The following is a 22,741-nucleotide window of genomic DNA, read 5'->3' as shown; positions in this document are numbered from 1 at the left end:
CCATCACCCCTAATTCTCTCCCACATATATGCCTAAAGAGTGAGCAATTTGTACTAAATCAGAGTTAGGCTCGACAAGTGAGGGACTTTTATCTAAAGCATCTTGAATAGGAACGGCTACAGCTTGTCCATTTTGCCAAGCTAACATTTGATCATATTTTTCTTGGGCAATTAAATCAACTGCTGTTTTACCAAATACTGTAGCTGTGAGACGGTCTAAAGCTGAGGGAATACCACCACGTTGAATATGTCCCAAAACAGAAACTCTCGTATCTATTAAATTGCTACTGCAACTAGCAATTTGATCCGCAATATATTGACCCCGTCCACATTTAGCAGAACTGCAACTAGCAACATTATCCAAATCTTCTAAACAAGGGGTAGCACCTTCAGCAACGACAACGATGGCAAATTTTCGCCGCCATTGATCGCGCAATTGGCTAAGATGATTACATAAACCTTTAATAGTATAAGGAACTTCAGGAATTAAAATTACATCTGCACCACCAGCAATACCTGAGTGTAAAGCCAAATGACCAGCAGTGCGTCCCATTACTTCCACAATCATCACTCGGTCATGACTTGCAGCCGTAAACGTGAGACGATTAATAGCATCAACAACTGTATTTACTGCCGTATCAAAACCTATTGATCTTTCTGTTAAGGCTACATCATTATCAATTGTTTTGGGAATAGCTACTAAATTCCAATTACCCAAGTTGGACAACTCATGGATAATCTTTAAACTACCATCCCCACCTACCGCTATTAAAGCATCTAAACCTAATGCTTCATAACTGGCTAAAATTTCCTTTGCAGAAGCTAAAGTATCTCCTTTATTAATACTGCCTAAAATCGTTCCCCCCATATTAATTAAAGGGTCAATACCGCGTAAGTCCCAACCATGCAAATTTAGGGGGATAGTTTGCCGTTCTAATAAACCTTGGGTAGCATAGGGAATACCAACAATTTCCCAATTAAAAGTAAGTGTCGCATGACTAACAACTGCTCGAATTACACAATTGAGGCCAGGACAGTCACCACCACTTGTAAGAATACCAATGCGTTTTTTCATAATAGGGAACAGGGAACCGGGAACCGGGAGCAGGGGAGCAGGGGAGCAGGGGAGCAGAGGAGCAGGGGAGCAGAGGAGTAGGGGAGAATAACTTTATATCTAGTCCCCAGTCCCCAGTCCCCAGTCCCCATTACCTCATGTGTGTTGACATCTGTGTGTGTCGTCCCCATTCTGGTTTATAACTTTGCAAAGCCTTCATATACTGAGCGCGTTCAAAGGCACTAGGATTAGGACAGTTAAGTTGACTCATGCTACCTTGCATTTGCTTAACAGATTCATATTCGTGTGTTTCCATCCATTCCCTTAGGTCTTTTTCCAAACAGCGAATATGATCAATTCCATGTCGTAAAAGCACAGAACAAAGCATAGTTGCATCTGCTCCTACCATCAGCATTTTTATCACATCATGGGTATTATGAATACCGCTAGTTGCACCAAGACTACCCTGAATATGACCATAGAGAATAGCTATCCACCGCAGAGGTAAACGCATGGCTTGGGGTGTACTGAGTAGTACATGAGGTTCAACATCCAAGGTTTCTAAATTAATATCTGGTTGATAGAACCTGTTAAATAATACCAACCCATCAGCCCCAGCTTGATCTAAACGCTTGGCCATATTTGCAATATTGGTAAAATAGGGACTGAGTTTGACAGCTACAGGAATTGTGACTACACTTTTCACAGATGAGAGAATATCAATATAATTCTGTTCGATTTGTGCGCTTGTTAAATCTGGGTCAGTGGGAACATAATAAATATTTAATTCTAGTGCAGATGCTCCTGCTTCTTGCATGAGTTTACCATATTCTGTCCAACCACCCAAGGAAGAACCATTTAAACTAGCAATAATGGGAATATCTACTTGTTCTGTTGCTTTGCGAATATGGTCTAAATATTCTTCAGGTCCAACGCGGAAATTTGTAGGTTCAGGAAAATATGTTAAAGCTTCTGGGAAACTTTCTGTACCATAAGTTAAATGATGATGCAGTTCGTATTTTTCTAAAGTTAATTGTTCTTCAAATAACGAGTGCATAACTACTGCACCAGCACCAGCATCTTCCATTAATTTGATGTTATCAACTTCGAGAGAGAGGGGAGAAGCTGAAGGTACAAGGGGAGATTTTAATTCTAAACCGAGATATGTTGTTGTTATATTCATAAATTTGGGGATTGGGGATTGGTGATTGGTGATTGGTGATTTGCCAGATCCCCGACTTCTTTTTTGATCTGGCAAAATAAATTATTAATTGATACAAGAAGTCGGGAATCTTATTTTTTTACTGGTGATTGGTGATTTGCCAGATCCCCGACTTCTTTTTTGATCTGGCAAAATAAATTATTAATTGATACAAGAAGTCGGGGATCTTATTCTTTTACTGGTGATTGGTGATTTGCCAGATCCCCGACTTCTTTTTTGATCTGGTGAAATAAATTATTAATTGATACAAAAAGTCGGGGATCTTATGCTTTTACGTTTATTTAACTGCTTATTGTTGTTTGTTTTCTTGAATTTCTTGTAATTTCCTAGCGGCTAAATATTGATACATTTGCCAACGGGTATTAACATCAGTCTGGGCTTCTTGCAGTAATTTTTTAGCCGTTTCTGGGTTAATTTTGGTCAACATCTTGAAGCGGTTTTCCATATACATGGAATTTTCAACTGGGATTCTAGGAGTGCGTGAATCAAGTTGTAAGGGGTTTTGTCCTTGTTTCACACGGTCGGGGTTATAACGGTACAATAACCAGCGTCCAGAGTCTACAGCAGCTTTTTGATTTTGCATTCCTGTAGCCATATTAATACCATGAGCAACACAATGACTGTAGGCAATTATTATTGATGGTCCATCGTAAGCTTCGGCTTCAAGAAATGCTTTTAATGTGTGTTCATCTCTTGCACCCATAGCCACACTAGCAACATAAACGTTACCGTAAGTCATGGCTATTAAACCTAAGTCTTTCTTAGCTGCTGGTTTACCACCTGCGGCAAATTTTGCTACTGCACCTTTGGGGGTAGATTTGGACATTTGACCACCGGTGTTAGAATAAACTTCTGTGTCTAATACCAAAATATTGATATTGCGACCACTAGCAATTACATGATCTAATCCACCGTAACCAATATCATACGCCCAACCGTCACCACCTATAATCCAAACACTCTTTTTGACTAAATAATCAGCAAGAGATTTGAGATTTTTGAACGCCGATAAACGCTGATAAACGCCGATATCATCTTCTTTGATCTGCGTTAATCTGTGTTCATCTGCGTTAATAATTTCATTCAATTTTGCTTTGAGAATAGATACCCGTTCTCTTTGTTCATAAATATCAGCTTCGTCTTTTTGTTCAGCGTTGAGGATATCTGTTACTAGGGTTTCACCTATTTGGGGTGCGAGTTGTTGAAGTAAATAAGCTGCCATTTGCGCTTGTTTATCAATAGAAACGCGGAAACCTAAACCAAATTCGGCGTTATCTTCAAATAGACTATTTGACCATGCTGGACCTCTACCTTCGGCGTTTGTTGTCCAAGGTGTGGTAGGTAAGTTACCACCATAGATAGATGAACAACCAGTGGCGTTAGCGACTATCATGCGATCGCCAAATAGTTGTGTTACCAGTTTAATATATGGTGTTTCTCCACATCCTCCACAAGCACCAGAGAACTCAAACAACGGTTCTTGCATTTGTTGTTGATTAATATGATTCAACTTCAAATTGCGTCGATCTGGATTCGGTAAACTTAAGAAGAAATCCCAGTTTTTCCGTTCTGCTTCTCTTAAGGGTCTTTGTGCTTCCATATTAATGGCTTTTTTGCGTGGTTCGGCTTTATTTTTGGCTGGACAAACATCAACGCACAAAGCACAACCAGTACAATCTTCCGCAGCTACTTGAATTGTAAACTTCAAATCATGCCAATCAAGTTCTTTTGCATTTGCACTTTTGAAAGTTTCCGGTGCGTTTTCTAACTGTTCGGGTTCATATACTTTACCCCGAATGACACTATGTGGACATACCATGACGCATTTTCCACATTGAATACAAACATTGGGGTCCCAAACAGGAATCTCTTGGGCAATATTGCGTTTTTCCCATTTCGATGTTCCGGTGGGATATGTACCATCTATTGGTAATGCACTCACAGGTAAATCATCACCTTCACGGGCAATCATTTTACCTAAAACATTACGAATAAATGCAGGTGCATAATCGGGGATTGGGGATTGGGGACTGGGGACTGGGGACTGGGCAGTTTTTTGTTTAGTGTTGATTTCATACAGGTTCTCCAAGGTTTTATCAACTGCTTGAATATTCATCTGAACGATTTCTTCACCTTTTTTACCGTAGGTTTTGCGAATAGATTTTTTAATTTGTTCTATCGCTTCTTCTCTTGGTAAAACACCAGAAACGGCAAAGAAACAAACCTGCATCACTGTGTTAATATGTCCGCCCATTCCTGCTTCACGGGCAACTTTATAGGCGTTAATGACATAGAGTTTGAGATTTTTGTTAATTATCTCTTCCTGCATAGCAGCAGGTAATTTATCCCAAACTTCATCTTGGTTATAAGGTGAATTAAGTAAGAATGTGCCACCAGGAACAATATCTTTCAACATCGGGAATTTTTCGACAAACTCCCATTGATGACAAGCGACAAAGTTAGCTTTGGTGATTAAATAGGTAGAATGAATTTGTTGAGATCCAAACCGTAAATGAGAAACAGTAACGGAACCAGATTTTTTAGAATCGTAAACAAAGTAACCTTGTGCGTAATTATCAGTTTCTTCACCAATAATTTTGATAGAGTTTTTATTTGCCCCGACTGTACCATCAGCACCTAAACCATAGAAAATTGCTCTAACTATGCTATCTGGTTCAATGTTGAATTCTGGATCATATTCTAGGCTAGTGTGGGTGACATCATCATTAATACCGACTGTAAAATGATTCTTGGGTGTTTCAACAGTCAAATTATCAAATACAGCCTTCACCATTGCAGGTGTAAATTCTTTAGAAGATAAACCATACCTTCCACCCACAACTTGAATATTATTGAGTTGATTTTCTGCCAAAGCTGTGACGACATCAGTATATAAAGGTTCACCAATTGCCCCTGGTTCTTTGGTTCTATCTAAAACTGCAATACTGTGGGTAGTTTTTGGTAAAGAGTTAATAAATCTTTGGGTGTCAAAAGGTCGATATAATCTAACTTTGATAACTCCGACTTTTTCCCCTTGCTGATTGAGATAATCTACTGTTTCATGGACTGTTTCGCAACCAGAACCCATGAGGATAATAATTCTCTCAGCTTCTGGGTGTCCATGATAATCAAATAGTTTATATTCTCGCCCTGTGATTTCGGCGAATTCATCCATTACCTTCTGAGTGATATCTGGGCAGGCTAAATAAAATGGGTTAACGGTTTCCCTTGCTTGGAAGTAAACATCAGGGTTTTGTGCTGTACCCCTTAATACTGGTCTATCAGGTGTTAATGCCCGTGAACGATGGGCTATAACTAATTCTATGGGGATGAATTTTTGTAAGTTTTCTGTTGTTAATGTTTCTACTTTATCGACTTCGTGAGAAGTGCGGAAGCCATCAAAAAAGTGTAAGAAAGGGATGCGAGATTCTAAGGTTGCGCGTGTAGAAATGACGGCGAAATCTTGGGCTTCTTGCACAGAAGCAGCACACAACATGGCAAAACCTGTACTTCTGGCTGCCATGACATCGCTATGATCACCGAAAATAGATAAAGCTTGGGCAGCGAGCGATCGCGCCGCAATATGAAATACTGTAGGTGTAAGTTCACCTGCAATTTTGTACATATTCGGCAGCATCAACATTAAGCCCTGAGATGCTGTAAATGTGGTAGTCAGTGAACCAGTTTGCAAAGCACCATGTACAGCACCAGCTACTCCCCCTTCACTCTGTAACTGCACCACTGTGGGAACGCTGCCCCAAATATTGGGTTTATTTTCACTCATCCAAGCATCAGCCCACTCAGCCATCGGTGAAGATGGTGTAATCGGATAAATAGCAATAACTTCATTGAGTGGATAGACAACCTTGGCAACCGCTTCATTACCGTCTATGGTGGCATAAGTTCTGGTTTTCATATTAATTGACCTTTGAAAATTCTTAAATTATGGGTAATTAGTAAAACCGAAAAATTTTACTCAGTCCCCAGTCCCCTGGTTCCTATTCTGAAGCTAAGATGAAAATTTGAGGAACTTGTGAGGAAAACCCCCTCTTGAGGATTTAGTCCATAAATCTATTCATTTTTTGATAAATCTCATTAAACTCCAATCAAGTTAATATTTCTGCTTGAGATCACATCCTCACAAGTTCCTCAAATTGTTGTTCTAAGTTAACAGCAGGTAATAATTCAGGAGTCAGGAGTCAGGAGTCAGGAGTAAAACTGGCTTTGTGTATAAATTTCAATTTAGACTCTCTACCTCATTGATCTGCAATCTGCTGTAGGTAGGTAGGGGTTAAAAATTGTCGTTGTGAAAAGGCGAAAAGCCAGAGGGAAGAGGTTTTAGCAATTTTACTTTTCGTTACATATTTCGGTTTTGTTGAACCTTTCTACTTAGTAAAAGTCTTATTTATTCTAAATTCTCAATTCTGAACCCTGACAATAGTACAGTTAAGACTATTACTTCAAAGATGTACGTAATTATGCTTTCAAATTCTCATACTCAGTTGGAGATAGGGTTGCCATCAAAATATTAACTTCATTTCACCCAAGACCTATGATTGACAATGTACTGCCAATTAATATTGTCAGGAAGATTAATCAGGAGTTAGCAATTAGTGGACAAATTACACCTGAGCAGCTGCAAAAACTAGCTGATGAGGGTTATAAGTCTCTTCTGAATCTGTGTTTTCCAGATGAACAAGGCTTCTGGAGAAATGAACAGGAAAAAACACAACTTTTAGGTTTGTGTTATGTCAATCTGCCTACGAAAATTGAGAAACTAACTCTTCAAGCTGCAAACCAGGTTTTTCAAATTATTGGGGAATTACCTAAACCACTGCTGATCCATTGTGATAATTCCAAACGTTCAGCAGCTATAGTATTATTATATATTTCTACTAAACAAGGAATTAAATTTGAGGAAGTATGGCAACAAGCTATTAACTTAGACTTGCTCTAGTTAAGTGAGCAAACTATAAAAATAATTTATTTTATTAATTATGATATTGATAAAATAAATTAAGAAGCAACACTCACATCTTGCACCAGGCGACTGGAAGTCACGGCTATACACACAAAACCCACCTACGTGGGTTTCAAACCCTTCATTTTCCGTGAGTCCGTGCAGACGGACTTAGTTTGTATAGGAGTATCTTTCTAATCACCTGGGCTTGGTGCAAGATGTGAGAACAGGGAAGGAAATCAATTCAAAACTAAAACTCAATAATCAAAATTGTCCGACTTACGCAAAAACTCTCCCAAACTTTTATTCCTCTATTTTCTCTGTAGCTGGTTTTTTCATTAGACATCTGGTGAGAATTAAATAGGTATCTCCGAAAAATGTAGTAGAGACGTTCCAGCGGAACGTCTCTACAGGGGTTTTGGAACACACAGATTAAATTTCTGGAGATGTCTAATGTGCGTGACTTGAAACCTTTGTAAAGACGTTCCATGGAACGTCTCTACAATCTTTTCTCCAGATGTCTATTACTATGTGCCTAAGTCCTGAATTGGAAATAGGGAATAGGAAAAGGAGGAAACGGGGGAACATCCTCCTTTTCCTCCCGTGCCTTCTGCTTGTACTAGTACAGGTTGGCGTAAATAAAGCAAAGATTTAAAATAGGCAAAAAGCCAACCATATATGCTTTTTGACTGTTGAGTTCCGTCGTGCGGTACTAGTTAGTGCTGAAAACTTGAGATGAAGCTAACCGATGATTGGTATTAACAGATTGCAATTTCTGTTTACTAGTAGATGTTGATGCTGTGAGAACTTGGCTGTTTTCTTTCATCAACCGGCTATAAGTACGCTGGGGAATATAATGCAGGGGATTATAGCCAATAAAACGTAAAATCAGTACACAAGCCCAAGAATATCTACCATCTGCAATAGCTTCCATAATCTGATTTAATTCTTCAGGAGTAATAACATTCTCAAAAGTAGCTGGTGAAGAAGAAACTCGGTAATTCATGACTAACCCTGATATAACTTGTATAATTGGAGATTTGACATCACACTATTTGCGGGATGATGTTGTCTGTTGCCTATGTCTATAACTGCCAAAAATGCCTAAATAAACATTGAGCGATCGCTGGCAATCATCCCTCGATTCTCGAACAATAGAATTGTATTAATTACTCATGTTCAGCAGATATTGACTTCCATTAGTTGGTAGTTAGCTTCAAGCTGATAAGTTGCCTTAATCATTATATTCACCTTGTCCCTTTCCCTTTACATTAAATTTATGCAAATTCTAGACAAACGTTATTTATGTTAATGCCTCAGTCAATTATGTGATTAAAAAATAGGGAACACAAACAATCACATGATATGCAGAATACTATTTTTTTTCAGGTCTTTTAGCCAAATTGGCAATTTTTATATAAAGAAATTATAGTTTATGGATAATTTTGTATCTTTATAAAATGCCTATTTAAATACTGTCACATGGGTAGTTTACAAAATTCCAAATAGCAGCTATTGGAATAGACAGTTAGAAACTTAGAACAAATAACGTTGGTTACAAGTTAGGGAAAAGGTGACTTTGGCTTGGGTAAAGGTTTTTTATTTTGGGAACTCCAAAAAATAAATTATCCAGGTTTCTGTAATCACAACGACATTTTCTCTCCCTGCTCCCCTACCCTCAAAACTACTCAAAACTATGGGATATTTTTTTATTTGTAAGTTTCTTGCCTCTCAATACTGTTCGGTTAAGGATTTTAGTAGGTTGGGTTGTAGCAAGATCCCGTAGGGTTCAAAGTGAAACCCAACAAACCGTTGTAAATCTTGGGTTTTATTCCATTACTCCGCGAACGTTCACGTTCCACAACCCAACCTACATAATTTCATTGTTTTGAGCTTAACCGACAAGTATTGAATAACTAATACTTAGATACCCACCTTCTCAAAGAATTCAGGTCTCTATGTTCTGATACAGCATATTGCAGGTACATGAGGAAAAAATCTTATCACCAAGCTATGCTACACTCATGATTTTACTCCTGACTCCTAAATTCTCCTGATAATTACTAACCTCAACCATATTTATTGTTGTCTATCTAAAGAATTACTTTATAGGTTCACACCTAAGCTAGACGCGATAATTTTGACATTTTTTTTATAATGGCAAAGGAAATGCACCTCACCCAACCCATCATCTAAAACTAAAGTTTTTGAGGTGAGGAAAATGAGGTTGTAGTTGTTATAGTTGGGCAATTTCCTATGTATGAATTATTTCAAGCTATTTTAAACAGTGAGGAAAAAACTGATATACGTCAGTTTCTGTTGACCTTAGATACTACAGATAAAAGTTACTTTTTAAGAAATGAAATTTTGCAAGCTTTTGCAGATTATTGTCATCAATCTCAAAAGCCTGCTTATTTCTACCATTCTTCTTCTCTGGGGACTCTCATACACTATACCCATGAGATCATCCTGGAAAAGGAAAATACTTGGTTTGTGGTGAGACCGAGAATTGCTAGTCAAGAGGTATGGAAGCTAACCGCAGATTTTACGAAGTTCGAGTTGATGACACCTAAAGCATTTTTAGATTTGAGAGATCGCTTAGTCAATCGTTACCAACCGCACATCCTAGAAATCGATCTTCACCCATTTTACCAAGCATCTCCGAGAGTTAGCGACCCCAGAAACATTGGTCAAGGTCTGACTTTCCTTAACGATTATCTATGCAATCAATTTGCCACAGATCCTCAATATTGGCTAGAAATATTGTTTCAAGCATTACAAGGGATACGATACAATGGTGTGAGGCTATTGATTAGTGATCGCATTCGTTGTGGTACCCAATTTGCTAAACAAATTAAACCAGCCATACAATTTTTAAGCGAACTTCCCCCTGATCAAGACTACCCACAATTTCGTTTTCACCTGCAAAAACTCGGTTTTGAAGCGGGCTGGGGTAATAATGCAGCGCGAATCAGGGAAACCCTAGAACTATTACAAAGACTTATAGACACACCCCAACCGTCAATTATCGAAGCCTTTATCGCGCGTATTCCCGCAGTTTTTCGAGTCGTTCTGGTTTCTATACACGGTTGGGTAGCACAAGAGGACGTTTTGGGACGGGATGAAACATTAGGCCAAGTTATCTATGTTCTGGAACAAGCACGCAGCTTAGAAAACAAACTCCAAGAGGAAATCAAACTTGCTGGTCTTGACTTTTTGGGTATCAAACCTCATGTAATTATTCTCACTCGCCTCATTCCCAACTGCCAAGGGACATTTTGTGGACTGCGTTTAGAAAAAGTTCACAATACAGAAAATGCTTGGATTTTGCGGGTTCCGTTTACGGATTCTGATCCAGAAATTACCAATAACTGGATTTCTAAATTTGAAATTTGGCCTTATTTAGAAAAATTTGCTCAAGATGCAGAAAAAGAACTCTTAGCGCAATTTCAAGGCAAACCAAATTTGATTATTGGTAACTACAGCGATGGTAACTTAGTTGCCTCTCTGCTCTCCAGTAGTTTAAAAGTTACCCAATGCAATATTGCTCATTCCCTAGAAAAACCGAAAAACTTATTTAGTAACTTATATTGGCAGGATTTAGAAGACAAATATCACTTCTCAGCCCAATTTACTGCCGACTTGATTAGTATGAATGCAGCCGATTTTATCATTGCTTCCAGCTATCAAGAAATTGTGGGAACACCAGACACAATGGGACAATATGAATCTTACAAGTGTTTTACCATGCCCCAACTATATCATGTAGTTGACGGTATTGATTTATTTAATCCCAAATTTAATATGGTGCCTCCGGGAGTAAGTGAAACTTTCTTTTTTCCCTATAGCCAAACAGAAAACCGAGATCCTCAAGAAAGAAAGGAAATTGAAAACTTATTGTTTCAAAATGATCAAAATGCTCACATTATTGGTCGCTTAGACAATTTTAACAAAAGACCAATTTTTGCAGTTGCACCCATTACCTCGATTAAAAATCTGACAGGGCTAGTTGAATGTTTTGGTAAAAGTCAGGAATTACAAACACAGTGTAACCTGATTTTATTAACTAGTAAATTATATCCAGATGAAGCCACCAACGATGAAGAAGTAAAGGAAATCGAAAAACTGCACAACATTATTAACGAGTATAAACTGCAAGGTAAAATCCGTTGGATAGGAACGCGCTTACCCAGCAGTAAAATCGGTGAAGCTTATCGCATAATTGCCGATAAGCAAGGGATTTATGTTCACTTTGCTCTGTATGAAGCTTTTGGACGCAGCATTTTAGAAGCAATGATTTCCGGCTTACCAACCTTTGCAACTAAATTTGGTGGAGCATTAGAAATTATGGAAAATTGGGATAGTGGATTTCATCTCAATCCCACAGATTTAGAAGGAACAGCTAAAACAATTCTCAGCTTCTTAGATAGATGTGATACTAACCCAGAATATTGGCAAGAAACTTCACAATGGATGATTGAAAGAATTCGCCATAAATATAACTGGAATCTTCACACTGAGAAATTATTATTACTGGCTAAAATGTTTAGTTTTTGGAACTTTATCGCCCCAGAAGACAACGACGCTAGAGATAGATATATGGAAACATTATTTTATCTCATTTATAAACCCAGAGCAGAAAGAATTTTAACACAACATCAGAGGCCATACGCTCCCATTTAGAAATAAATAACAAACCGATATTTCTCTTCCCTCTCTCTTTGCGCCTCTGCGCGACAGATACTTTGCTCAAGTCAGCAAAGCTGGCCACGCAAGTGTCCTCTTCTCCATGAGTCCAATTCCTATCTTCCCTAGACAATATTGAATGATAAAAATGGAAACAAAACACGATTTTATCTACACAGACTGGATATTAATTGAAAACCAGTTTCAACCTAATCAATTACACGCTAGAGAAACAATCTTCACCATTGGTAACGGTTACTTGGGTACAAGGGGAACCTTTGAAGAAAGCTATCCCCGTGCATTATCAGCTACATTGATTCACGGTGTTTATGATGACGTTCCCGTAGTCTATACCGAATTAGCCAACTGTCCAGACTGGCTACCATTGGTAGTGATAATTGATGGGGAACGCTTTCGTTTGGATCAAGGTAAAATATTAGAGTACAACCGAGAGCTTGACCTGCATCAAGGGGTTCTTAGCCGTTCTCTACGTTGGCGTAGTCCCACGGGAAAAACCATAGATATCAGCTTTGAACGCTTCGCAAGTTTAGCGGATCATCATGTATTAGGACAACGCTGTCAGTTAACAACAGTAGATTTTCATGGATTAATCGAAATCCAAGGTAGTATTAACGGCTACCCAGAGAATAAAGGTTTCAACCACTGGGAAGGACTAGATCAAGGGAAGAGTGACAAAGGGTTTTGGTTACACAGTCGCACCCGCTACTCCCGTATTGATATCGGTATGGCTGCAAAAATGACCATATCAGGAGTTGAAGCGGCTATGCAAGTGAATACTGCTCCTGGTTATCCTAGCATCAGTGCCACTTTTTTCTCAGAACCACGGCAGACAGTCACCATAGATAAAATTGTCACTGTTTTTACCTCGCAGGATGTTGTAGAACCAGTCTCAGCCGCACAGGAAAAAATCGCCCAGCTGCCAGATTATATTACCCTACGTGATGCGAACCAAGAAGCGTGGGCTGAGGTTTGGCAACAAAGTGATATTGTCATTGAAGGAGATAGCAAAGCTGCTTTTGCAGTTCGTTACAACCTGTTTCAATTGCTAATTGCGGCTCCTCGCGATAATAACAGGGTGAGTATTCCGGCAAAAACCCTGTCTGGGTTTGGCTATCACGGCCATATTTTTTGGGATACGGAAATTTTTATTCTGCCATTCTTTACGTTTACTCAACCCGCACTGGCTCGGAATTTATTGACTTATCGTTATCATACTTTAGATGGGGCGCGACGGAAAGCGATACATTATGGATATCAAGGGGCGATGTATGCGTGGGAAAGTGCGGTGACAGGTGATGAAGTAACGCCTCGGTGGGCGCTACCAAGTGATTTTTATGGCGAAGATGTACGTATTTGGTGTCGCGATCGCGAAATTCATATTAGCTCAGTTATTCCTTACGCTGCATGGTACTATTGGCGAGTCACTGGGGACGACGAATGGCTCAGAGATTATGGTGCAGAGATAATTCTAGATACCGCAATTTTTTGGTCAAGTCGAGTTGAGTTCAATCCTCAAACTCAACGTTATGAGATTCGTAGTGTCATAGGTGCAGATGAATACCACGAGTTAGTACATAACAATACATTTACTAACCGCATAGTGCAGTGGCATTTAGAAAAAGCTTGTATAGTTGGTGATTGGTTACGTCGTAGTTTCCCAGAAAAAGCCACGGAACTAGAGAAAAAATTGCAACTTACTGACGAAATCAGAAACCATTGGCAAGAAATCATTAACAAAATCTGGATTCCTTACGATCCTGAAACAGGTTTACTTGAGCAATGTGAGGGATTTTTCCAACTTGATGATATTAACTTAGCAGACTACGAACCGCGCCAAAAGTCAATGCAAGCCATCTTAGGTATTGAAGGAGCAAACAACCACCAAGTCCTCAAACAGCCAGATGTATTAATGCTACTTTATCTCATGCGAGAATCTGCGGAGTTTCCCTACAGCAAGAAAATATTAGAGGTAAATTGGGACTACTACGCACCCCGCACAGATATCACCTATGGTTCTTCCCTTGGACCAGCTATTCACGCGATTTTAGCCGCAGATTTAGGTAAAACTCAGGAAGCTTATGAACGCTTCATGCAAGCGGCTATGGTGGATTTGGAAGATATCCGGGGAAATAGCAATGAAGGTATTCATGGCGCTAGTGCTGGAGGCATTTGGCAAGCTGTAGTTTTCGGTTTCGGAGGTATTCAATTTACAGATCATCAGCCCGCAGCTAATCCCCATTTACCTCCAGGTTGGACACGCCTGAAGTTTAAATTATACTGGCGTGGAAAATGGCATGATTTTGATTTACGTTCCACCTCCCCACCTCCCCACCTCCCCAACATTCGGGGTGCAATTTTTGATTTAGATGGTGTGTTAACAGATACAGCAGAATATCATTATCAAGCGTGGCAGAAGTTAGCCGATGAGGAAGGTCTACCTTTTAACCGGCAAGCTAATGAGGCATTGCGGGGAATTTCTCGCCGCGCTTCGCTGATGTTAATGATTGGCGATAGGCGATATTCTGATACACAGATACAGGAGATGATGGAACGCAAAAACGATTATTATGTGGAATTGATTCAAAACATCACCCCTGATAATTTGTTACCAGGTGCGGTTTCTTTATTGGATAATTTGCGTCAAGCTGGGTTGAAAATAGCTCTTGGTTCAGCGAGTAAAAATGCTCGTGTAGTAGTTGAAAAGTTGGGGATTAGTGATAAATTGGATGCGATCGCTGATGGTTATAGTGTGCAGAAGCCCAAACCAGCACCGGATTTATTTTTATTTGCAGCCCAGCAGTTAGGACTTCCACCCCAGCAATGTGTAGTTTTTGAAGATGCAGCCGCAGGTATTGATGCAGCTTTAGCCGCAGGTATGTGGGCAGTGGGTATGGGTCCACCAGAGAGAGTAGGAAATGCTCACATTGTTTTACCCTGTTTAGACGGCATGACTTGGGGAAAATTACAAGGGAAATTCAGGGATATTGCTTTAGAAAAACGGGCTGTTATAACTATTTGATAGTTCACTTTTTCTAGATCCCTACTTTTTAATAAGTCGGGGATCTATAGTTATTATCGCAAATCTGTTAAAAAAGCAGGTACTTCTAGAATATGGAAATATATTAACAAGACCAGCACAACTGTATAAATAGTATAACCACCCAAACCCAAAAGCAAATCTCGTTTAAGATTACGCTGTTCTTGCTGAAAAACATATCCATAGATCCCATTTGCATCCTCACAATATCCAACATATTTGAGAGCTAATAGCCAATAACTGTAAACGGTAAAAGCCAATCTGGTTTTGCCCAACTTACCAGATAACCAAATAACAATGCAATGGGCAAATTAAAAAATACATCATTCCATCACGACTGAGGTGATAACATATAGCCTATTCCTACAAATAAACTACCACGTATTTTATTGAACATTCCCTTACTTCCAGTGTTCATCTTACCTGCGATAAAAATGTTATTTGATTAGAAAAATAAGCATTATTAACTTTATCAATCAAAAATTCAAATTAGGTAAATCATCAGCTTTATTGAGAATAAATAAACTTCCATCTCCTCCACGTCCAATCCTGAATGTTTCATCTAGGTAAGTAATATCAAGAGTTGCAACTCTACCTTTAGGAGCATTAGCAGCTATAACTTTAAATGGATTTAGTTGAGGAGTGTTAACACCTACAATTTTATCAATAGCTAAATAACGTTTATCAAAATATACATTGATACACTTGTCTGGTAAACTTGATGTATCTATAGCAGGTTCAAAACTAGCTGTTACTTTCACATATCCTGAAATTATTTTCAAAGGATGTTTTACCTGAGCTAGATTAAAAAATAGTTTATCTACAACATTAATTACTTGATAGACTTTACCCACTTCCAAGCCTAATGGCAGGGAATCTAAAAAACGAATTTCTCTAGCTGTAGAGTATTGTAGCTGCCAAGCTCCATTTAATAAAGTAGTAGCATGGAGGAGTGGTTGAGGATTGGGATTAAGACTTTCTAATTCAGCGGTCAACTCTTCTATTTCCGCTACTTTAGATGTTTCCAGCTTTAAATTAGTGGTAGGAGAACCATCATCCTGGGTTTGAATTTGTTTAAGCAATACTTGTAACTTATCTTTCAATGTTTGACAATTCATAAACCAAAGATATTTGTAGGATTAATTTATAAAAGTGTAAAACAAAACTGTACCGAATACAATTTTATTTTTGTCTAAACAATATGGAACTCAAAGCTGTTAGTTTAGAAATTCCTGTAGATTGTAACCTAATTTTAGGACAAACCCACTTTATCAAAACCGTAGAAGATTTATATGAAATAATGGTGGGGATATCCTCACAGGTAAAGTTTGGTATTGCTTTCTGTGAAGCATCAACTGCTTGTTTAATTAGAATAACTGGAAATGACGCTATTTTGCAAGAAGTAGCTATTAAAAATGCTCAAGCTATTGCCGCAGGACACAGTTTTATAATTGTATTAAAAGATGCTTATCCTATTAACTTTCTCAATGCCATTAAGCAATGTCCAGAAGTTTGTAATATTTATTGTGCTACCGCTAATCCTGTGCAAGTAATTTTAGCAGAAACTGAAGAAGGTCGGGGTATTCTCGGTGTTATTGATGGATTTTCACCCAAGGGTGTGGAAGGAAATGAAGATATAAAAGCACGTCAAGATTTACTCCGCCATATAGGTTATAAAATGTAGCTATGGTGAAATAAAGATGGCAATTAATTACAGAGAAAAAATTATTACTTTGTGGACAGTGTTTTTATTAGGTACACTGTTTCATACTCAACTAGGTTTAATGCCATTATTCCACGGTTTAAATGTGGTTGAATCGCAACCAGCTACATCACTCAATCAACTTTCGGGGATTTTTTGGCTGATGTTGGGCTTTTTTATGTTGCCAATGTTAGCAATGATTGGTACTGCTTTCACTGAAAATAAACGCTATCGAGTCATACATTTTGGCTTAACTGTTTTTTATGGCATTATGAATTTAATGCACTTAGTTTTAGACTTACTTTTACCGCAAGTTATCTGGTATCAAATCGTTTTAATGGTACTTTTATTTTTGATCGGTTTATTGTTGATTTTTGTAGGTTATCAGTGGATGAGATCTCCATTAAGTAGACAAAATCAGTCACAAACAAATATTTCCATACCCTTCAATTAAGGAATGAGAATCAAAATTTAATTAACATTTTTGTAGGTTGGGTTGACATTAGGAAATCCAACATTAAATAAGTCAATATAATTAAACATTTGTGTCTATAAGATGAGCCATTTAACCTCTGTCATCATAAATACTTTCGCGGCTGATTGCTTCATCAGAAAGAGTTAGAAAATTAATATTTTTATGGCTTTCTATCCATTCTTTAAATGCTGCTATCCGTTTTTCAGAGAGGCGTATTTTTTTGTTCTCTGCTTTAGTTATTTGCTGTAGAATTGCCTTAATTTCTGCCTGTAAATAATTACCATGCTTTTGAGCGCGAGTTTTTAGCATCTCGATAATTATGGAATCTAAATCTTATAAAACAATCTGAGTCATAGTCAAGTATTTACATTTCCATAAGTTTAGATCTTATATTTTAAATTAAACTTGCAGATCCCCCTAAATCCCCCCTTCTAGGGGACTTTGAAATTTATCCCCCCTTGTTAAGAGGGGGAAGGGGGGATCTAATCCTACAAATCAATTTCCGCTTTTAACACCGTTGCATCATTAGTACGTAAAATTTTGAAACCGAGTTTTTCACACACTCGCTGCATCCCTAAATTATCTGCCAAAATATCAGCAGAGATACAGCAGATTTTCTCGTTTTTACCTACTTCTATTAATCGCTTGAGTAGTTCTGTTCCTAAGCCTTGACACTGAAAGTGATCGCTCACTAGCATAGCAAATTCCGCAGCATTATTCCCATGTAATTTACTCAATCTTCCTACTGCTAAAATTTCCGTTTCTTTGGTTTCTGGGTTTTCATGTTCTGCGACTAATGCCATTTCTCGATCATAGTCAATAAAACAAATTCTGGTGAGTCGTTCATGGGCAATTCTTTGACTTAATTTCACTAAGTGAAAGTAGCGTAAATACACACTTTCTTCAGATAATGTTTTGTGGAATTTAACTATTAATGGTTCATCTTCAGGGCGGATAGGACGGATAGTAATTGGTGTATTATTTTTCAGATTCCAATTGCTAACATATTGATGAGGATAGGGACGAATGGCTAATTTTGGTAATTGCTGTTCTTCTACATCCGCAGAATGTAAAACTATTCTCCCATCTAATGCTATTAAACCACCAGGATGATCAGGACTGGGAGGAATAGCTAATAAAGGATTAATGTCTATTTCTTTAATCAAAGGTTGTTCTACTACCAAATGACTAAATACTACTAGCAATTCCTCCAATGCTTCCATATTTATACTTTCTCTACCCCGCACACCTTTTAAGGCTTTGTAGATTTTTGTTTGTTCCATCATCCGTCTGGCTAGGGTAGTATTTAAGGGAGGTAAAGCAATGGAACTATCTTGAAAAACTTCCACCAATTGTCCCCCAGCACCAAATAATAATACTGGTCCAAATTGCGGATCTAAACTACTGCCAATAATCAATTCGTAACCGCTAGTTTTTACCATTTGCTGCACGGTTACGCCTAAAAAATCTTCTGGTTTAGCTTTTTCTAATACCGAAGTTTCAATTAAATGATAGGCTTTTTTCACAGCTTCGGCATTTCGCAAATTTAACTGCACACCACCCACATCTGTTTTATGGGTAATTGTTTGGGAATACAGTTTTAAAACCACTGGATAACCGAGTTTTTCGGCACATTCCACCGCTTCCTCGGCACTTTTGGCAATGCTTCCCGCAACCACAGGAATACCATAGGCGGCTAAAATTTCCTTAGATTCAAACTCTGTTAAAATCGTTCTTCCTGCTTTTCTAGCATCGTTAATAATGGTTTCAACTAATGCACAATCACGGGAATTACTATCACATTCTAGGGCAGGTAATACCGGAGTTTCATAAATACCCCGTAAGTTATAACTATACCGCCACATATAACTAAATATCCGCGCTGCTGTATCGGGATAAGCATAAGTAGGAATACCTTGACGGTTAAGAATTTGTTGCCCTTGTGCCACATCTTCCCCACCCATCCAACTTGCTAAAATTGGTTTATTTGGCATTTGCGAGTAGGGTTCTAATCCTTCCGCAATTTTTGTCGGATCGGTCATAGCTTGGGGTGTTAAAATTACTAACAAGCCATCACTCTTAGGGTCTTTAGCAGCAATTTCTAAGGCTTTTGTATAACGTTGGGGATCTGCATCTCCTAAAATATCAATCGGGTTATTATGACTCCATTGTGGAGGTAAAATTTCATTCAAAGAATTAATAACTTCTTCCGAAATTGGTGCTAATTCTCCCTTACTTTCTATTAATGTATCTGTGGCTAATACTCCTGGACCTCCAGCATTAGTTAAAATTGTTAATCTTGGACCTTTAGGACGAGGTTGTTTGGCTAATACTTCTGACATATCAAATAAATCAGAAATACTATTAACTCTTAATACTCCACAACGCCGAAAAGCTGCATCTAAAACAGCGTCACTTCCTGCTAATGATCCTGTGTGGGAAGCGGCCGCTTTTGCTGCTGCTGCTGTCCGACCGGCTTTAATGACAATTATTGGTTTTGTTAATGCTACTTCTCGCGCTGCGGACAGAAAAGAACGCGCATCACCGATAGATTCCATATAAATTACAATACTTTTTGTATTGGGGTCATCTCCCAAATAATAAATTAAATCTCCCCAACCAATATCTAACATTGAACCGATGGAAACGAAGGCACTAAAACCAACATTTTCCTGTAAACTCCAATCGAGAATTGATGTACATAATGCCCCACTTTGACTGAGGAAACCTACGTTTCCTGGCTGTGCCATTTTGCTGGCAAAGGTGGCATTTAAACCGGAAATTGGACTCATAACTCCTAAACAGTTGGGTCCAATTATTCTAATTTTTCCTCGATGTGCTATTTCGAGAATTTCTTTTTCTAAAGCAATGCCTTTTTCACCTGCTTCTTTAAAACCTGCGGAAATAATTATTGCGCCTTTAATTCCAGCTTTTACGCAATCAGTAATAATTTGTGGTACTGTAGGCGCAGGAGTAGCAATTACCGCTAAATCTATTTTTTCAGGAACATCAAAAATGGTAGAATAGGCTTTAATTCCTAATACACTATTACGCTTAGGATTGATGGGAAAAACTGTCCCATTAAAGGGGTTTGTAATTAAATTCCAGAGTAAAGTTCTCCCCACACTTCCAGGTTTTTCACTTGCACCAATGACAGCAACCGTTTTAGGGGCAAAAATTGCATCTAAGGGGTTTATTCTCTCTATTTGTAAGATATCATAAGCTTTGTCGGTGGTCGGTTTGATAGATGCTGACATAACTACTCCTTGATCAGTTATCAGTTAGTTGTTCCTATTCCCTATTCCCTGTTATTCATTCCAAGTCCATCCATAAATTGTTACTTTGATTAAGAATTTGGATAATTTTGACTAAGGCGATCGCAATGCCTTTTTCTGCTATTGGTGAAATGCGATCGCTCAGATCAAAATTCACTCCTGGGACTGTGACTAACCACGCTGGGGGAGAATGACCATAGAGAAATTCAGAAAGAGCAAGTAGAGATCGCGGATCACCAATATGGGCATTGACAGTCTTCGACTCAGACGGTGATAATGATTGCACCTGTACCTCATTAGATTGAGAATTAATACAGGCATCCACAAAAATTGCTAACTTAGCATTTGCCAAAGGTTCAGCTAATTCTGGTGTTAGTTGGTGAACTGCAAGTGATTGCACAGATGATAAACACCAATATTTTATAGCTTTTGCTACTTGTTGTCCAATGGCATCATCACCTCGTAATTCATTACCGTAACCAATCACTATTGCAGTTGCCATTATTTTTTAACCTTTTTGATTTAATAACTCATTTTCCGATACTAATGAGTCACTTGTATTTCAATATCTTGGCAACATTTCCTTGCTAGTTCATGCTCCCATTGCTGTAGGTTTTCTCCTGGTTTTAAAGCTACATAACTTTGGAAGATTTGATAAAGTTTATCCCAGATAATGTTGGTCATGATGTTACTTTTATTTATGTTTTCATAGCAATCTGAATTGAAGCCTGTGAAAATACTAAAATTTAGAGTTCTTAATTTATCTTCGTCAGGATTCTAGCGATGTATTGACAAAATCGATAAAAGGGGTAGAGTATCATAGTTATGAACACCACTTTTATAACAGCCATAACAAATCCTCAAATTTTCAATTTAGGTTCAAATGCCTCAATATATCTAGCACAATTGTCTATAATTGCTTGATAGTTTCAAACTACTATCAGAATTTGAGGAACTTGTGAGGAAACACAAAAAAACGCAAACTTATGTTACTACTGGATTTATTTTATGGTTAATTGGTTATATAATCAGGTCAAATGGTGAAATCAACCCAGTTAAAAAAATTTAAATAAATTGTGAGGCTGTTTTATGCCTGAAGTAAATTTTCAACAGCCATTTCATAGTGCTGCTACTGTTGTCGAGGAATATGCAATCGGAAAACGAGACTTTGAAAAAGCAGAATTAGGTGATGCTAATTTGCAAGGCGTTGACTTGAAAGGATCTGACCTCAGCTATGCTGATTTAAGTACGGCTAACCTCAGCGGTGCTAATCTGCGAGGATGTGATTTGAGTTTTGCCGATTTGAGTCAAGCTAATTTACAAAATGCAGATTTGCGAGGTGCGATGTTGTTTTCTGCGGATCTGCGTCAAGCTGATTTACAAGGAACCCACTTAGAAAAAGCAGATTGTGACCATAACACCCATTTTCCCCCAAATTTCGATTTAGTGCAAGCAGGTATAAAGATGAGAGAATCAGCGAATCTTCCCTAACTATATTAGACCTCTCCGGAAATATGGTCGAGACGTTCCGCCGGAACGTCTCTACAAGGGTTTCAAACCACGCACATTTAATTACCGGAGATGTCTATTGATAATATTGCGGCTATATCAGCCGCTTGCTTTTTATCTAAACATAGCGGTTATTGACGATGACGACGGTAGAGTAATTCTAACTGTCCGCCATATTCTTGAATCCAAGCAATTTGACGAATATAAAGTCCCCGAAAAGTATTAGCAAAAAAAAGCGTAACGATAGCTACAACTAATCCCGCTGCTGTAGATACCAAGGCTTCACTAATTCCCGCTGTGACATCGGCTGTTTTACTACCTCCCACATCACCAATATTCAGAGATGCAAAAGAAGAAATTAAGCCCAAAACTGTACCCAGAAGTCCCAACAGAGGAGCAAGACCAATAATTGTATCAAAAATGTTTTGGAACCTTTTCAGCAAAGGAATTTCTCCCTGTGCTTCGCTTTCTAAGGCCAAGCGGAATTCTTCTGGGGTGGGTTCTTCTAATTCCAAAGCTGCTAAAAAAATTCGAGCAATGGGTAAATCAGCGTTTTTGTGCAAATGATCTAAAGCACTAACCACATTACCTTGACGATAAAACTTTAACACCTCCCGAACTACATGATCTTGGCGACCACTGATTTTTATCCAAAAAGTAAGCCGTTCAATAACAAGTGCTACTGCTAAGACAGAAAAAAACAGTAGCGGCCACATGACCACACCACCCGCTGAAAATAAATTACTAATATTCATTGACGACTTGTTGACTCCATTCCTAAAATTTTAGATATTTATTGCT

General features: G+C 38.3%; 16 protein-coding genes and 1 pseudogene. 6 read left to right on the top strand and 11 right to left on the bottom strand.

Annotated features, from left to right (window positions below; all coding sequences use genetic code 11):
- Positions 1-9: 9 nt before the first annotated feature.
- The 3 genes from H6G06_RS21930 to nifJ all read right to left on the bottom strand — a co-directional run bounded on the left by H6G06_RS21930 (position 10) and on the right by nifJ (position 6,191).
- Positions 10-1,074, bottom strand: coding sequence for an ATP-dependent 6-phosphofructokinase (locus H6G06_RS21930; RefSeq protein ID WP_190564027.1), 1,065 nt, complete (start codon positions 1,072-1,074; stop codon positions 10-12).
- A 130-nt stretch (positions 1,075-1,204) separates the two neighbouring features.
- On the bottom strand, positions 1,205-2,236 hold the full coding sequence (locus H6G06_RS21925) for a dihydroorotate dehydrogenase-like protein (protein ID WP_190564026.1): 1,032 nt from the start codon (positions 2,234-2,236) through the stop codon (positions 1,205-1,207).
- A gap of 328 nt (positions 2,237-2,564) precedes the next feature.
- Entirely contained in the window at positions 2,565-6,191 is a 3,627-nt protein-coding gene (nifJ, locus tag H6G06_RS21920) for a pyruvate:ferredoxin (flavodoxin) oxidoreductase (RefSeq protein WP_190564024.1), read from the bottom strand.
- 636 nt (positions 6,192-6,827) lie between these two features.
- Between nifJ and H6G06_RS21915 the strand changes: the two genes are divergently transcribed.
- Positions 6,828-7,232: a protein tyrosine phosphatase family protein gene (locus tag H6G06_RS21915; RefSeq protein WP_199306835.1), complete on the top strand. Its 405-nt coding sequence runs from the start codon at positions 6,828-6,830 to the stop codon at positions 7,230-7,232.
- Between the two features lie 715 nt (positions 7,233-7,947).
- On the opposite strand, the gene H6G06_RS21910 is transcribed toward H6G06_RS21915, so the two are convergent.
- Entirely contained in the window at positions 7,948-8,241 is a 294-nt protein-coding gene (locus H6G06_RS21910) for a HetP family heterocyst commitment protein (protein ID WP_190564020.1), read from the bottom strand.
- Positions 8,242-9,491: 1,250 nt separating this feature from the next.
- On the opposite strand from H6G06_RS21910, the gene H6G06_RS21905 reads away from it, so the two are divergent.
- A complete protein-coding gene (locus H6G06_RS21905) occupies positions 9,492-11,918 on the top strand; it encodes a sucrose synthase (protein WP_190564019.1) in 2,427 nt (808 codons plus the stop codon).
- Between the two features lie 151 nt (positions 11,919-12,069).
- Positions 12,070-14,961 carry a beta-phosphoglucomutase gene (gene pgmB, locus H6G06_RS21900; protein ID WP_190564018.1) on the top strand — a complete coding sequence of 964 codons (2,892 nt, stop codon included), beginning with the start codon at positions 12,070-12,072 and terminating at the stop codon, positions 14,959-14,961.
- Between the two features lie 53 nt (positions 14,962-15,014).
- Here the strand turns inward: pgmB and H6G06_RS27600 are convergent.
- Both H6G06_RS27600 and H6G06_RS21890 read right to left on the bottom strand, forming a co-directional pair.
- Positions 15,015-15,277: pseudogene (locus tag H6G06_RS27600) on the bottom strand (DUF7980 family protein).
- A gap of 178 nt (positions 15,278-15,455) precedes the next feature.
- The gene (locus tag H6G06_RS21890; protein ID WP_190564017.1) at positions 15,456-16,097 is read right to left on the bottom strand and encodes a PAP/fibrillin family protein; all 642 of its coding nucleotides are present in this window, start codon (positions 16,095-16,097) and stop codon (positions 15,456-15,458) included.
- A gap of 83 nt (positions 16,098-16,180) precedes the next feature.
- Here H6G06_RS21890 and H6G06_RS21885 point away from each other — a divergent pair, with 83 nt between their 5' ends.
- Together H6G06_RS21885 and H6G06_RS21880 are read left to right on the top strand one after the other, a co-directional pair.
- Complete coding sequence (locus tag H6G06_RS21885; protein ID WP_190564016.1) at positions 16,181-16,663, top strand: adenosine-specific kinase; 483 nt, start codon at positions 16,181-16,183, stop codon at positions 16,661-16,663.
- 16 nt (positions 16,664-16,679) lie between these two features.
- Positions 16,680-17,135 (top strand): hypothetical protein, encoded by a 456-nt coding sequence (locus H6G06_RS21880; protein WP_190564015.1) that lies wholly within the window; start codon positions 16,680-16,682, stop codon positions 17,133-17,135.
- 111 nt (positions 17,136-17,246) lie between these two features.
- Here the strand turns inward: H6G06_RS21880 and H6G06_RS21875 are convergent, their stop codons facing one another.
- From H6G06_RS21875 to H6G06_RS21860, 4 genes are all read right to left on the bottom strand, one after another.
- On the bottom strand, positions 17,247-17,465 hold the full coding sequence (locus H6G06_RS21875) for a hypothetical protein (protein ID WP_190564013.1): 219 nt from the start codon (positions 17,463-17,465) through the stop codon (positions 17,247-17,249).
- Positions 17,466-17,644: 179 nt separating this feature from the next.
- Positions 17,645-20,413, bottom strand: coding sequence for an acetate--CoA ligase alpha subunit (gene acs / locus H6G06_RS21870; RefSeq protein ID WP_190564011.1), 2,769 nt, complete (start codon positions 20,411-20,413; stop codon positions 17,645-17,647).
- 55 nt (positions 20,414-20,468) lie between these two features.
- Positions 20,469-20,933: a hydrogenase maturation protease gene (locus H6G06_RS21865; protein ID WP_190564009.1), complete on the bottom strand. Its 465-nt coding sequence runs from the start codon at positions 20,931-20,933 to the stop codon at positions 20,469-20,471.
- Between the two features lie 41 nt (positions 20,934-20,974).
- Positions 20,975-21,115, bottom strand: a complete 141-nt coding sequence (locus H6G06_RS21860) for a hypothetical protein (protein ID WP_190564007.1) — start codon at positions 21,113-21,115, stop codon at positions 20,975-20,977.
- Positions 21,116-21,520: 405 nt separating this feature from the next.
- On the opposite strand from H6G06_RS21860, the gene H6G06_RS21855 reads away from it, so the two are divergent.
- Complete coding sequence (locus H6G06_RS21855) at positions 21,521-21,922, top strand: Alr5209 family pentapeptide repeat protein (RefSeq protein WP_190564005.1); 402 nt, start codon at positions 21,521-21,523, stop codon at positions 21,920-21,922.
- 149 nt (positions 21,923-22,071) lie between these two features.
- On the opposite strand, the gene H6G06_RS21850 is transcribed toward H6G06_RS21855, so the two are convergent.
- Positions 22,072-22,695: a MotA/TolQ/ExbB proton channel family protein gene (locus tag H6G06_RS21850; protein ID WP_190564003.1), complete on the bottom strand. Its 624-nt coding sequence runs from the start codon at positions 22,693-22,695 to the stop codon at positions 22,072-22,074.
- Positions 22,696-22,741 lie beyond the last annotated feature (46 nt).

The organism is Anabaena sphaerica FACHB-251, assembly GCF_014696825.1.
Classification (GTDB): domain Bacteria; phylum Cyanobacteriota; class Cyanobacteriia; order Cyanobacteriales; family Nostocaceae; genus RDYJ01.
The sequence above is the reverse complement of the archived record's forward strand: the minus strand, read 5'-3'. Positions and strand labels throughout refer to the sequence as shown.